The organism is Kitasatospora sp. NPDC059827, assembly GCF_042731675.1.
Taxonomy (GTDB): Bacteria; Actinomycetota; Actinomycetes; order Streptomycetales; family Streptomycetaceae; genus Kitasatospora.
The window spans coordinates 235,217-247,454 of sequence record NZ_JBHWIV010000001.1; the positions used below are offsets into that span (position 1 = coordinate 235,217).

General features: G+C 74.2%; 11 protein-coding genes. 5 read left to right on the forward strand and 6 right to left on the reverse strand.

What is annotated here, in order from left to right:
• Window positions 1–86 precede the first annotated feature (86 nt).
• From ACFV8H_RS01015 to ACFV8H_RS01025, 3 genes are all read right to left on the reverse strand, one after another.
• Complete coding sequence (locus ACFV8H_RS01015; protein WP_380395936.1) at window positions 87–833, reverse strand: hypothetical protein; 747 nt, start codon at window positions 831–833, stop codon at window positions 87–89.
• Window positions 834–914: 81 nt separating this feature from the next.
• Window positions 915–1,649: an ABC transporter permease gene (locus ACFV8H_RS01020; RefSeq protein ID WP_380395937.1), complete on the reverse strand. Its 735-nt coding sequence runs from the start codon at window positions 1,647–1,649 to the stop codon at window positions 915–917.
• Window positions 1,646–2,563: an ABC transporter ATP-binding protein gene (locus ACFV8H_RS01025; RefSeq protein WP_380395938.1), complete on the reverse strand. Its 918-nt coding sequence runs from the start codon at window positions 2,561–2,563 to the stop codon at window positions 1,646–1,648. Before ACFV8H_RS01025 ends, ACFV8H_RS01020 begins: the two co-directional genes overlap by 4 nt.
• 178 nt (window positions 2,564–2,741) lie before the next feature.
• Here ACFV8H_RS01025 and ACFV8H_RS01030 point away from each other — a divergent pair, with 178 nt between their 5' ends.
• Both ACFV8H_RS01030 and ACFV8H_RS01035 read left to right on the forward strand, forming a co-directional pair.
• Entirely contained in the window at window positions 2,742–4,028 is a 1,287-nt protein-coding gene (locus ACFV8H_RS01030) for a sensor histidine kinase (protein ID WP_380395939.1), read from the forward strand.
• Between the two features lie 80 nt (window positions 4,029–4,108).
• Window positions 4,109–4,768, forward strand: a complete 660-nt coding sequence (locus ACFV8H_RS01035) for a response regulator (RefSeq protein WP_380395940.1) — start codon at window positions 4,109–4,111, stop codon at window positions 4,766–4,768.
• 62 nt (window positions 4,769–4,830) lie between these two features.
• On the opposite strand, the gene ACFV8H_RS01040 is transcribed toward ACFV8H_RS01035, so the two are convergent.
• The 3 genes from ACFV8H_RS01040 to modA form a co-directional block, all read right to left on the reverse strand.
• A complete protein-coding gene (locus ACFV8H_RS01040; RefSeq protein WP_380395941.1) occupies window positions 4,831–5,952 on the reverse strand; it encodes an ABC transporter ATP-binding protein in 1,122 nt (373 codons plus the stop codon).
• 100 nt (window positions 5,953–6,052) lie between these two features.
• Window positions 6,053–6,868, reverse strand: a complete 816-nt coding sequence (locus ACFV8H_RS01045; RefSeq protein WP_380395982.1) for an ABC transporter permease — start codon at window positions 6,866–6,868, stop codon at window positions 6,053–6,055.
• Window positions 6,869–7,011: 143 nt separating this feature from the next.
• Window positions 7,012–7,878, reverse strand: a complete 867-nt coding sequence (modA, locus tag ACFV8H_RS01050) for a molybdate ABC transporter substrate-binding protein (RefSeq protein WP_380395942.1) — start codon at window positions 7,876–7,878, stop codon at window positions 7,012–7,014.
• 414 nt (window positions 7,879–8,292) lie between these two features.
• Here modA and ACFV8H_RS01055 point away from each other — a divergent pair, with 414 nt between their 5' ends.
• The 3 genes from ACFV8H_RS01055 (at window position 8,293) to ACFV8H_RS01065 (ending at window position 12,205) form a co-directional block, all read left to right on the forward strand.
• A complete protein-coding gene (locus ACFV8H_RS01055; RefSeq protein ID WP_380395943.1) occupies window positions 8,293–9,360 on the forward strand; it encodes an RNA ligase (ATP) in 1,068 nt (355 codons plus the stop codon).
• 121 nt (window positions 9,361–9,481) lie between these two features.
• Window positions 9,482–10,846 carry a cytochrome P450 gene (locus ACFV8H_RS01060; protein WP_380395944.1) on the forward strand — a complete coding sequence of 455 codons (1,365 nt, stop codon included), beginning with the start codon at window positions 9,482–9,484 and terminating at the stop codon, window positions 10,844–10,846.
• A gap of 393 nt (window positions 10,847–11,239) precedes the next feature.
• Entirely contained in the window at window positions 11,240–12,205 is a 966-nt protein-coding gene (locus tag ACFV8H_RS01065; RefSeq protein ID WP_380395945.1) for an MHYT domain-containing protein, read from the forward strand.
• Window positions 12,206–12,238 lie beyond the last annotated feature (33 nt).

A 12,238-nucleotide genomic window follows, 5' to 3' on the forward strand; every position in this document is an offset into this window, starting at 1 on the left:
CAGCGAACAGACTTCGAAATCTGTTCGCTGTTATCTGTCATCTGTTTTCTGTCACTTGTCAGCTGTCACGGGTCGGCTCCCGGCGGTCACTCGCCCGAGGCCTGGTGCCGCCGCATCGCCCGTAGCCCGCCGTAGACGGCCGCGGCCGTCCAGAGCGCCATGATCAGCAGTCCGGTCCAGTGTCCGTAGTGGATGCCGGGTTCGGTCCGGGTGCGCATCGCGTACAGGCCGCCCCGGTCGGGCAGGAACTGTCCGACCTCGCGGACGCCGGGGATCGCGCCCAGCCAGGTGGTGCCGAGGAACACCATCGGGGTGATCAGGCCAAGTGCCGCGCTGAAGTTGCCCAGCATCGCGGTCAGTCCGAGGCAGAGCAGCACCATCAGCGGGTGGTAGAGCACCCCCGCCACGAAGCTGCGGGTCAGGCCCGGGGTCGACAGGTCCAGGTCTGCGGTGGCGCGGACGGCGAGGAAGCAACTCGTCGTCGAGACCAGGCCGAGCAGCAGGCCCAGCCCGGCGCCGAGCGCGAGCTTGGCGCCGTACAGCCGGCCGCGTCGGGGCACCGCCGTGAGCGAGGTGCCGAGCATCCGGGTGTTGAACTCCTGCCCGATCAGCAGGATTCCGAGGCAGGCCACGGCGACGTGGCCGAACAGCAGCCCGAAGTAGATCATGTCGGCCGGGTCCTTGCCGGAGCCCGGCGCCGGGGGGCCCTCGCTGGCGCCGACGGCCGCGGTGATGCCGACGGTCAGTGCCAGGGCGGTGAGCGGTGCCGCCCACTGCGAGGGCAGGGTGGTGAACTTGATGCGTTCGGCCTGTAGGGCGTTGCCGAAGGCCATCGCCGTCTCTCTTTCGTCCAGGGGTACTCGGGCCGGTGCCGGTTCTGCGGCCGGTGCCCGGTTTCGCGGCCGGTGCCCGGTTCAGCGGCCGGTGCGTTGCAGGGACCGCAGTCCGCCGTACGCCGCCAGGGCTGTCCAGAGGGCCATGATGAGCAGCCCGGTCCAGTGCCCGTACCCGGTCTGTGGGTCGTCGGCGTAGCGCAGCGCGTACTGGCCGGCCCGGTCGGGCAGGAACTGGACGACGTTCCGTACCCCTGGCACCCCGGAGAGCAGGGGTGAGAGCAGGAAGACGGTCGGGGTCAGCAGGCCCAAGGCGGCCGTGAGGTTGCCGAGTTGGGCGGTCACCCCGAGGCAGAGCACCACCAGCAGCGCCGGGTAGAGCACTCCGGCCGTGGCCGCGCGGGCGAAGCCCGGTCCGTGCCACTCGGCGGGGACGGTGGCCGCGTACCCGGCGAAGGCGCCCGCGGTGCCGACCGCGCCCACGCCGAGGCCGACCAGGGCGCCCAACGCCAGCTTGGCGCCGTACAGTCGGCCGCGTCTCGGGACGGCGGCGAGCGAGACGTCGAGCATCCGGGTGTTGAACTCCTGCCCGATCAGCAGGACTCCGAAGGAGACCAGCGCGGCCTGGCCGAAGTTGAGCCCGTAGAAGATGCCGACGCCCGGGTCGTCGGTGATGTTGTGGTCGGCGTCGCCGAGCGCCGCGCCGACGGCCGTGGTGACACCGGCGATGAGCAGGACGGCGATCAGCGGCGGGAGCCAGAGCGAGCGGAGGGTGGTGAGCTTGATCCGCTCGGCGCGCAGGGCGGTGAGGTTCATGCGGCGGCCTCGGCGCGGTACTCGACGCTGTCGGCGGTCATCCGCATGAACGCCTCCTCCAGGGAGTCCTGTTGGACCGCGATCTCGTACAGCACCACGCCGTTGGCGGCGGCGAGCGCGGCGATCCGCTCGGGCTCGGCGCCGGTCACCTCCCAGGCCCCGTCGGCGACTTCGGTCGCGTCGAGGCCGTGGTCGCCGGTGCCGAGCAGGGCGGCCAGTTTGGTCGGGTCGACGGCCCGCACCCGGATCCGGGGCCGGCCGTGCCGGTCGATGAACTCGGCGGTGGCGGCGTCCGCGAGCAGCCGGCCGCGCCCGATCACCACCAAGTGGTCGGCGGTGAGCGCCATTTCGGTCATCAGGTGGGAGGAGACCAGCACCGCCCGGCCCTCGGCGGCCAGATCGCGCAGCAGGGTGCGGATCCAGCGGATGCCCTCCGGGTCCAGGCCGTTGACCGGCTCGTCCAGCAGCAGCACCGGCGGGTCGCCGAGCAGCGCGGCGGCCACCCCGAGGCGCTGGCGCATGCCGAGCGAGAAGCCCCGGATCCTCCGCCGCGCGGCCTCGGCCAGCCCGACCTGGGCGAGCACTTCGCCGACCCGTCGCTCCGGCAGGCCGTTGCTCGCGGCGAGCCAGCGCAGGTGGCCCTGCGCCGTGCGGCCGCCGTGCAGCGCCTGGGCGTCCAGCAGTGCGCCCACCTGCCGCAGTGGCTGGGCGAGTTCGGCGTACGGGTGGCCGCCGACCAGGGCGCGCCCGGCGGTGGGGCGGTCCAGGCCGAGGATCAGCCGCATGGTGGTGCTCTTCCCGGCGCCGTTCGGGCCGAGGAAGCCGGTCACCACCCCGGGCCGGACCTCGAAGGACAACTCGTCGACGACCCGTCGGCCGTCGTACTCCTTGGTCAGGCCCTGGATCTCGATCACGGCCGCCTCCCTCCTCGCAGGTGCTCACCGTCGCTTCCCGGACGGTGGTCCCATTCGACCGGAGAGGGTGGGCCGGGCGGATCCCGCCGCAGCGGGGATCCGCCTCCCTCCCGGGAGGGAGGGGCGCGGCGGCCCCGCGGGGGAGCCGGGGTGGTCGCCGGGCTGGCAGGATGGCCGGATGCCACGAACGACCGCGTCCCGGTTCAGGGACGGAACGACCGCGATCCTCGCCCCGCTGGTGGCCGGCGTCACGTACGCCCGGCTCTTGCACCTGCTGGTCGGGTGGATCTTCGCGGGCGTCGTCCTGCTGGTCTATCCGGGGACCTACCACAGGAGCCTCGGCACGATCGTGCTGCAGGCCACCGCGACGGACGTGGTGCTGCTGGCGCTGGTCGCGCTCGTCCCGGCGGCGCGGCGGGCCGAGGGCGTGCAGGCCCGGCTGCTGCTGGTGCCCGACCGCGAGGAGGACATCGGGGTCGAGCCCTCCGGCAGCTGGGCCGACCGGCGGCGGATGGCCGCCTGGCTGGTCGGCCGGGTGGCGCTCGGCTCGGCGATCGGCTTCGTGACGGTCTTCGGGCTCACCGGTGCGTACGGCCTGCTGGCCGGTCCGGACGCCGCCCGGTACCTGCTGTCCGCGCCGTTGGTGGTGCTCGGCTACGGCTGGCTGGTGATCGGCGCCGGCCGCCTCCAACTGGCCATGGCCGAAAGGCTGTTGGGGCCGTCCCCGGCGGAGCGGCTGGCCGAGGCCGAACTGCGGGCCGAGCGGCTGCTGGAGCGCAACCGGCTGGCCCGCGAGCTGCACGACTCCATCGGCCACGCCCTGACGGTGACGGTCCTCCAGGCGGGTGCGGCGCGCGAGGTGGGGGACCCGGCCTTCGTCGCCAAGGCGCTCGAAGTCATCGAGGAGACCGGGCGGCGGGCGATGGAGGACCTCGAACGCACCCTGGTGCTGCTGCGCGAGACGCCGGCGGGGGGCGGTACGGCGGGCCGCGGTACGGCGGGGAGCGGCGTGGCCGGGAGTGGGACGGCCGGGCACGGGACGGCCACCGAGCAGCCGGGCATCGACCAGCTGTCCGCGCTGTTCGACACCGCCCGCGCGGCGGGCAGTCCGGTCGACGCGCGGATCGACGTGCCGCCCGGCGTGCTGCCCGGGGTGCTCTCGCGCGAGTCCTACCGGATCGTCCAGGAGGGCGTCACCAACGCACTCAAGTACGCACCCGGCGAGCCCGTCGGCGTCCGGATCGCCGTCCGGGACGGGCGGTTGGAGCTGCGCTGCGCCAACCGGCTGGCGGCGCCGGGCCGGGGCGGCCCCGGCCGGGTCGGCTCGCGCAAGGGCGGCAAGGGGCTGCGCGGCATCCGGGAGCGGGCCACCCTGCTCGGCGGGGAGGCCACGGTCGGGGCGGGCGGCGAGGGGGGAGCGGAATGGGTGCTCGACGTCCGACTGCCCCTACGCTTGGGCGCGTGACGAACGATCTTGCGGGCGGAGGCGTCGGTGCCGGTGCGACTGCCGGTTCCGGTACTGGTGCGGCTGCCGGGGCGGCGGGGATGACCGACGTCCTGCTCGCCGACGACGAGGAACTGGTCCGGGCCGGGCTGCGGGCGGTCCTGGAGGCCCAGGGCGACCTGCGGGTCGTCGGGGAGGCGGGCGACGGCGCGGAGGCGGTGGTCCTGGCCCGGGCGCTGCGCCCGCGGGTGGTGCTGATGGACGTCCGGATGCCCGTCATGGACGGCCTGGCGGCCACCCGCGAACTGCTGCGCCCCGGCCGGCCGGGGGAGTTGCCGCCGCGGATCCTGGTCGTCACCACCTTCGAGAACGACGACTACGTCTACCAGGCGCTGCGCGCGGGCGCGGACGGCTTCCTGCTCAAGCGCAGCCGCCCGGCCGAGATCGTCCACGCGGTACGGTTGGCGGCGGCCGGCGAGTCGCTGCTCTTCCCGGCCGCGATCCGGCGACTGGCCGCCGGGCACGGCAACCCCGCCGCCCGCGCCGCCATGGACCGCGCGGCGCTGACCGGGCGCGAGGCCGAGGTGCTGCGGATGATGGCGCGCGGACTCAGCAACGGGGAGATCGCCGAGCAACTGGTGCTCGGGGTGCAGACGGTGAAGACACACGTCAGCAGCGTGCTGGCGAAGCTCGGCGCGCGGGACCGTACCCAGGCGGTGATCGCCGCGTACGAGTCGGGGTTCGTCGAGCCGTCGGAGTAGCGCCGCCCGGCGAGGCGGCGCCCGGGCGGGTCGGGGTGGTCCCGCGACGGGGCAGGGTCGGGTCAGGCCGGGTAGGCGTGGGTCTGGGTGGCCTTGACCGAGGCCCAGACCGGTGTCCCCGGTGCCAGCCCCAGTTCGGCGACGGCGGCCGGGGTGAGGTCGGCGGCCATCGGCAGGGCGCCGGAGAGTTCGGCGCGCACCTGGTCGCCGTGCAGGTCCAGGCCGGTGACCTCGGCCTGCCACAGGTTGCGGGCGCTGGACTGCGGCCGCTCCCGGTAGAGGGTGACGGCGGAGGGCGCGAAGGCCACGAACGCCGGTCCGGACAGCTCCTCGGCGCTGGTCAGGACGGTGCCGTCCGGGAGGGTGACCGAGGTGCCCTCGGCCCGTCCCTGGTACAGGTTGAGGCCGACCAGGCGGGCGATGTAGTCGGTGCGCGGCCGCCGGGCGACCTCCGCCGGGCTGCCGGACTGCACCTCGCGGCCGTCCTCGATCACCACCAGCCGGTCGGCCAGCACCATCGCGTCCAGCGGGTCGTGCGTCACCAGTACCGCCACGGCCTCGAACTCGGCCAGGTGGCGGCGCAGTTGGGACCGTACGTCGAGCCGGGTGCGGGCGTCCAGGGCGGCCAGCGGCTCGTCCAGCAGCAGCAGTCGGGGGCGGACGGCCAGGGCCCGGGCCAGCGCCACCCGCTGGGCCTGGCCGCCGGAGAGCCGGCCGGGGCGCACCGAGGCGTGGTCCGCCAGGCCCATCCGCTCCAGCCAGGCCGCCGCCTCGGCCCTGGCCTCGCGCTTGGGGCGGCCCTGGCAGCGCGGACCGAAGGCGACGTTGTCGAGCGCGCTCAGGTGCGGGAACAGCAGGTAGTCCTGGAACACCACGCCGACCGGCCGTTGCTCGGCGGGGGTGTGCAGGCGCCGGGCCGGTTCCTCCAGGACGTGGCCGTCCAGGCGCAGGTGGCCGCCGGTGAGCGGGAGCAGGCCGGCGAGGGCGCGCAGCGCGGTCGACTTGCCGGCGCCGTTCGGGCCGAGCAGGGCGATCACCTCGCCGGGGGCGGCGGTGAGCGCCAGGTCGAGGGCGAACGCGGCACGGTCGACCCGCAGGTGGGCGTCGAGGGCGGCGGACGGGGCTCCGGCACCCGGTGCGGGAGCGGGTGCGGGTGCGGGGGCGGGGGGCGGTGCGGGGGTCATCGGTGCGGCCGTCCTGTCGGCGTCCTGGGAGTGCGGGCGGGTGCGGGTGCGAGGGCGGGTGCGAGGGCGTCCGTCCGGGCCCGGGACGGTGGGGCCGGGGTCACGGGGTCGACATCCAGCGGTCGCGCAGGCCCACCAGGACGGCGACGGAGACCACCAGCAGCACCAGCGACAGCGCGATCGCCGCCTCCGGGTCGGACTCCATGGCCAGGTAGACGGCCAGCGGCATGGTCTGGGTGCGGCCCGGGAAGTTGCCCGCGAAGGTGATCGTCGCACCGAACTCGCCGAGCGCCCGGGCCCAGGCCAGGACGGCTCCGGCGGCGATCCCCGGGGCGATCATCGGCAGGGTGATCCGGCGGAACGCGGTCAGCCGGGAGGCGCCCAGGGTCGCGGCGGCCTCCTCGAAGCGGGGATCGGCCGCCCGCAGCGCGCCCTCCACGCTGATCACCAGGAAGGGCATCGCCACGAAGGCCTCGGCGATCACCACCCCGGTGGTGGTGAAGGGCAGGGTGATGCCGAACGCCGAATCCAGCCAGGAGCCGACGATCCCGCGCCGCCCGAGCACCAGCAGCAGCGCCACACCGCCCACCACCGGCGGCAGCACAAGCGGCAGGGTGACCAGCGCCCGGATCACCCGTCGGCCGGGCAGCTCGGTGCGCGCGAGCAGCCAGGCCAGCGGGACGCCGAGGACCAGCGACACCGCCGTGGCGGCCGTCGCGCAGATCAGCGAGAGCCGCAGGGCGTCCCAGACGGCGGCGCTGGTCAACTGCTCGGACAGGCCGCTCCACGGCGCCCGGACGAGCAGCCCGACCAGCGGGAGGATCAGGAACGCCAGGCCGAGCAGCGCCGGGAGCAGCAGCGCGACCGGGACGCGCTGTGCGCCCGGGCGGCGCGGGCCCCGGCGGCGGCCCGGCAGGGCGCTCGCGGGGCCTGCGGGTGCCGGTGCCGGGGCCGGTGCCTGCGTCGGTGTCGGGGCCGTGTCGTCCCGGGTGGTGCCGGTGTTGGTGCTGGAGTCCCGGTTCCGGTCCCGGTCCCGGTCGCTGCCGGTGGTGCGGTCCGTCACGGCGCCTGGAAGCCCGCCGCGGTCAGCACCTGCTTGGCCTCGGGCGACTGGACGTAGGCGACGAAGGCGGCCGCGCCGTCCTTGTTCGGCGCCTTGGCGAGCGCGGCGATCGGGTAGTCGTTCACGGCCTTGGCGGCCTCGGGGAAGTCCACGCCGTCGATCTTCGCAGCATCGGCCTGCACATCGGTCTTGTACACCAGCGAGGCGTCGACCTCGCCGAGCTCGACCTTGGTGAGCGCGCCCTTGACGTCCTGCTCCAGGGTGACCGGGGTGAGGTCGACGCCGGCCGCCTTCAGCGCGGTGAGGGCGGCGGCGCCACAGGGCACCTCCTTCGCGCAGAGCGCGACCTTTACGCCGGAGCCGGTGAGGTCCTTGAGGCCCGTGAGGTGCTTGGGATTGCCCTTGGGCACGGCGATGGCGAGGGTGTTCTTGACGAAGGTCGTCGGCTGGCCGCTCGCGCCGCCCGCGTCGGTGACCGTCTTCATGGTGGCCGGGCTGGCCGCGGCGAAGACGTCCGCCGGCGCACCGGAGTTGATGCTGGTGGCGAGGGCGGAGCTGCCGCCGAAGTTGAAGGTGACCTTGGTGCCCGGGTTGGCGGCCTCGAACTTCTTGCCGAGCTCGGTGAAGGTCTCCTTGAGGGAGGCGGCGGCGAACACGGTGACGGCGCCCTTGGCCTTCGGGGCGGTGGCGCCGTCGGTGCCCGCCGCGCCGGTGGCGCCGGTGCCGGCGGTGGTCGCGGCCGAGGAGGCGGAGCCGGAGGACTTGCCGCCGTCACTGCCGCAGGCGGTGGCCCCGAGGCCGAGGACGAGGGCCGCGGCGGCGGCGACGGCGAGTCTGCGGGTGGGGGTGGTGCGGGTGCTCATCGGTGCTTCCCCTCCAGGGTTCGCGCCGGAAGGGGCGCGGAGGTGTGGTCGCAGGTGCGGCCATTACGGCGATCATAGTGCCGCAGTTGCGAGCGATAAATCCTCTGTCACATCGCACAGCGGAAGTGGGGTGACGGTCTCGGGGCTGCTGTGCGAAGGCTCAAACGTGCACGGACGGTTCGGCTCGGGAGGGAGGCCGGTTCGGCTCGGAAGGGAGGGCCGGTTCGGTGCGCGGCGCGGGCGCGCGGCTGTCGTACGGCGGTTGTGCGGCCGTTGTACGGCGCCTGGTGGAAAACCCTTCGCATCCGGGCCGGTGGAGCGGTCAGAGTGGGCGGCAGCCCGCAGGCGCGGCCGACCGTCGGCCGCCCGGGCCCGAAGGTCGATCCGAACGGATCCACGGGGAGGAGTCCGCCCATGTCCACGCTGCGCGTCACCGCCGAGAAGCTGGTCATCCTGGAGCACCCGAACGCCGACGCACTGGAGTTGGCCCAGGTCGGCCTCTACCGCGCCGTGGTGGCCAAGGGCTCCTACCGGACCGGCGACCATGCCGTCTACATCCCCGAACAGGCCGTCCTGCCGGAGGAGTTGGTCGAGGAGCTGGGGCTGACCGGCAAGCTGGCGGGCGGGGCGGCGAACCGGGTGAGGGCGGTACGACTGCGCGGGGAGCTGTCCCAGGGCATCGTCTGCCGGCCCGGCGCGCTGGCCGGCACCGATCTGGCCGGGGCGGCCGAGCGGGGCGAGGACTTCGCCGAACTGCTCGGGATCGTCAAGTGGCAGCCGCCGGTGCCGACTTCGATGAGCGGCGACGTCCTCAGCGCGCCCGACCTGCTGCCCTGGGTGGACATCGAGAACCTCAAGCGTCACCCCGACGTCTTCGAGCCCGGCGAGCCCGTGGTGCTGACCGAGAAGCTGCACGGCAGCTGCTGCCTGGTCACGTACACCGCCGCCACCGGCGAGGTGCACGTCTCGTCCAAGGGGATCGGGGCGCAGGGGCTGGCGCTCGTCGAGGACGAGCGCAACCTGTACTGGCGGGCGGTGCGCGCGTACGATCTCCCGGCGGTGGCGGCCCGGTTGGCCGAACGGGTGGGTGCCGAGCGGATCGGCATCTTCGGCGAGGTGTTCGGCGAGGGCGTGCAGGACCTGTCGTACGGCGTCTCCGCGCGCACCGAGCGCCCCGGGTACGCGGCCTTCGACGTGTCGGCCGTCGTGGACGGGCAGCTGACCTGGCTGTCGGCCGCCGAACTCCTGGACGGCGAAGTGCCGTTGGTGACCGAACTGTGGCGCGGGCCGTTCGACACCGCGACGGTGCTGGCCCATGCGCAGGGCAAGGAAGCCCACTCCGGGCGCGAACTCCACCTGCGCGAGGGCGTGGTGGTCCGGCCGGCGGTCGAGCGCTGGAGCCCGGTGCTCGGCGGGCGGGCGATCGCCAAGGTGGTCAGTGACGCCTACCTGACCCGCAAGGGCGGCACCGAGTACGAGTGAGCCGAGGCGACCGGGCGCGGACTCGGTCCCTCCGCACGGCTTCCTCGGCTGAATACCCGTCAGTAAGGTTGAAGGGTCACCGAGTGCGCGTCAGCGCCGAGGAAGTCCAGAAGGAGTGCCGATGGCCACCGCAGCCGCCGTACCCGGACCGGCCGGGAACCCCCTGGTCGGGTCGCTCTTCGACCTCACCCGCCGTCCGCTGCGTACCTACCTCGCGGCCCGGCGGGACCACGGCGACGTGGTGCGCATGGTGGCCGGGCCGCCCGGGCTGCGGGTCGAGTTCTACGGGGTGTTCTCGCCGGAGGGCGTCCACCAGGTGCTGGGCAGCGAGGCGGCGAACTTCCGCAAGGAGAACAGCTTCTACGACGAACTGCGGACCAGCGTCGGCAACGGGCTGCTGACCAGCCAGGACGAGGTCTACCAGCGCCAGCGCCGGCTCGTCCAGCCGCTGTTCACCCGGCGCCGGGTCGACGGCTACGCGCAGGCGCTCGCCGAGGAGGCGCAGGTGCTCGTCGAGCGCTGGCGGGCGGTGCCGGGCGGGGTGGTGGACGCGGCGGAGGAGATGTCGCGGTTCGCGCTGCGGGCCGTTGCCCGGATCCTCTTCGGCGCCGACGTGGAGGAGGCGGTGGAGGTGGTGAACCGCAGCTTCCCGGTGCTCGGTGAGTACGTCAAGGAGCGCGGCTTCGCGCCGGTCCGGTTCCCGCGCACCTGGCCGACGCCGGGCAACCGGCGCGGCCTGGAGGCGCAGCGGGCGCTCTACGAGGTCTGCGACCGGATCATCGCGGAGCGGGCCGCGCGCGGGGGCGGTGACGAGGAGGCGGACGACCTGCTGACCCTGCTCGGCCGGGCGCGCGGCGAGGACGGCGAGCGACTGGATCCGGCCGAACTCCGGGACCAGGTCCTGGTGTTCCTGCTCGCCGGGCACGAGACCACGGCCACCTCGCTGGCCTTCGCGCTGCACCTGCTGGCCAAGCATCCGGAGCAGCGCAAGCTCGCCCGGGAGGAGGCGCTGACCGTTCTGGCCGGGCGGGCGCCGACGGCGGCGGACCTGGAGCGGCTGCCGTACCTCACCCGGGTGATCAAGGAGGCGATGCGGCTCTACCCGGCGGCGGCGCTGATCGGGCGGCGGGCGGTCGAGGAGACGGTCATCGACGGGTACGTCATCCCGGCGGGGGCACAGGTCGTGGTCGCGCCGCTGGTCACCCAGCGGCACCCGGACCACTGGGTCGACCCCGAGCGCTTCGACCCGGACCGGTTCCTGCCGGAGGGGGAGAAGGCGCGGCACCGCTACGCGTGGTTCCCGTTCGGCGGCGGGCCGCGGGCCTGCATAGGGCAGCACTTCTCGATGCTGGAGTCGGTGCTGACCCTCGGGGTGCTGCTGCGGGACTTCGACCTGGACGTGGTGGACCGGCGGGTGGCGCTCGCACAGGGGATCACGCTCCGGGCGGCGAGCGCGATGCGGGTGCGGGTCACGGCGCAGGACTGACGGGGGCTGGGCCGGCGGCGCGGGACTGGTGGCGCTGGGCCGACGGGAACGGCCGACGGGTTTCAGAGTTCAACTTTCAGAAGACAGATAACAGATTTCAACATCTGTTATCTGTCTTCTGGCTTTTGTCTTTCGTTCGTCGTCAGCCGCCCGCCCGGGCGCCGCTGGACAGAGGACCGGGTCATTCGAACACAGCGCCCGCGCCACGCGTGCAGCTTTTCAGATCTTCGCCTGGCCGATTCCGGCCGCTCGATAGCGTCCCACGCACCCCAGGCCGGAAGCGCACATGCGATGGGCATATGCCCATGTGCCCGTCGGATGCAGTCCGCCCGGCCGGGGGTGCCCGGGGGCACCGCTTTCCGCCCCGGGCCCGACCGGTCGACCGGAGGTCCCATGGGCGCCCTCAACCAGTTCAGCTTCGGCTGGCTGACCCCTGTCCTCTCCTACGCGATGGCCTGCGCCGGCGCCGCCCTCGGGCTGCGCTGCACCCTGCGCGGCCTGGCCGCCACGGGCGCCGCCCGCCGGAACTGGCTGCTCACCGCGGCCGCCGCGATCGGCTCCGGGATCTGGACCATGCACTTCGTCGCCATGTTCGGCTTCGCCGTCGACGGCACCGAACTGCGCTACAGCGTGCCGCTCACGGTGCTGAGCCTGCTGGTCGCCGTACTGGTCACCGGCCTCGGCCTGACCGTGGTCTGCTACGGCCGGCACCGCGGCCTCGCCCTGCTGGGCGGGGGCTGCACCACCGGCGTCGGCGTCGCCGCGATGCACTACCTCGGCATGGCCGCCGTCCGGATGCACGGTGGGCTGCGCTACGACGGCGGGACGGTCGCCCTCTCCGTCCTGGTCGCGGTCGGTGCCGCCACCGCCGCGCTCTGGGCCGCCGTCACCGTCCGTAACGGGTACGCCGCGGCCGCCGCCTCGCTGGGCATGGGCCTCGCCGTCAGCTGCATGCACTACACGGGCATGGCCGCCGTCCACGTCCAGCTGGATCCCGCCCGGACCGGCCTGGGCGGGGTCAGCCCGATGGAGTTCGTCTTCCCGCTCGCCGTCGGCCTCGGCTCGTTCCTCTTCCTGGCCTCCGCCTTCGTCGCGCTCTCCCCGACCACCCAGGAGCGGGCCGGATACCCGGCGGCGGGGGAGCTGGCGATCGAGGAGTTCGCCGGGCCTGCCGCCGGGCCCGTAGCCGACCCGGGCGCCGTGCCCTCGGGGCCTGCGCCCCCGGGCCTCGCGCTCACGGGTCTGTACGGCCCCGCCGCGGACGGCTTCGACCCGTACGGCCGGGACCCGGACGGCTTCGACCAGGCCAGCCGGGATCCGTACGGCCGGGATCCGTACGGCCGGGACCGTGCGGCCTGAGCCCGTCCGCGCCGCCCGAGTCCCGTCGCCCCC